Below are 694 nucleotides of genomic sequence, written 5' to 3' on the forward strand. Positions count from 1 at the left end.
CGACGACGCTCGGCCGGATCATCGCCCGCCTGATGAACAGCGGGTTCAACCTCCGGACCGCGCTTCACGTCGCGAAGCGCGAATTGATTACTGGTCACCAGTACATCGTGGTAGGAGACGGGGGGACGACGATCTGTCAGAGTCGGAGTGGCGTCGCATTAGTGCTGAACATGAGTGAGAGTGGTGATGGAATGTGGGACATAACCACAGAGATATATCCCAACGGGACCTATGGCGCTGGTTCGATGAGTTCATTAAATCTTGGACCAGTTGAACAAAATTATTATATTCCCACGAACATCACCACAGCGGAACTAACTATAGATGAAATATCAAAATTCCTACAACTGGAAACAGTCCCAGTATTTTCGGATACCTCGCTGACGTGGAGTGACGAATTTCTGTCTTCTACGGACCAGGAGTAGCCGTTGCCATGTTTGCCGCCGCGGGCGCCGCCTGCGTCAGCAGCAGGAGGGCGGTGAACAGGACGCCGGCCATCTTCGGGTGCTCTGCCACGTAATCTGCCACACTTTCGTGCATATTCAAAAAGTATCAGGATAAATAAATATTAAGATTGTTCTGCGGCTGAATATAGTAGATATTTAAAGTTAAAAATAAATGTATTAAATTGGCAGAGCGGCAGATAAGCGGTATCTATCCAGTACCCGACATCGTGGACCCGGAAACGCGATCC

Annotated in this window: 1 protein-coding gene and 1 pseudogene; one reads left to right on the forward strand and one right to left on the reverse strand. The window is 49.9% G+C overall.

What is annotated here, in order from left to right:
• Nucleotides 1-425: pseudogene (locus EXE45_RS20900) on the forward strand (caspase family protein); the annotation flags it as partial.
• On the opposite strand, the gene EXE45_RS21730 reads toward EXE45_RS20900, so the two are convergent.
• On the reverse strand, nucleotides 409-540 hold the full coding sequence (locus EXE45_RS21730) for a hypothetical protein (RefSeq protein ID WP_274595487.1): 132 nt from the start codon (nucleotides 538-540) through the stop codon (nucleotides 409-411). The pseudogene EXE45_RS20900 and the gene EXE45_RS21730 sit on opposite strands and share 17 nt — an antisense overlap.
• Between the last annotated feature and the right edge of the window lie 154 nt (nucleotides 541-694).

The sequence above is a fragment of the Halorubrum sp. SP9 genome (genome assembly GCF_005435015.1).
Taxonomy (GTDB): domain Archaea; phylum Halobacteriota; class Halobacteria; order Halobacteriales; family Haloferacaceae; genus Halorubrum; species Halorubrum sodomense.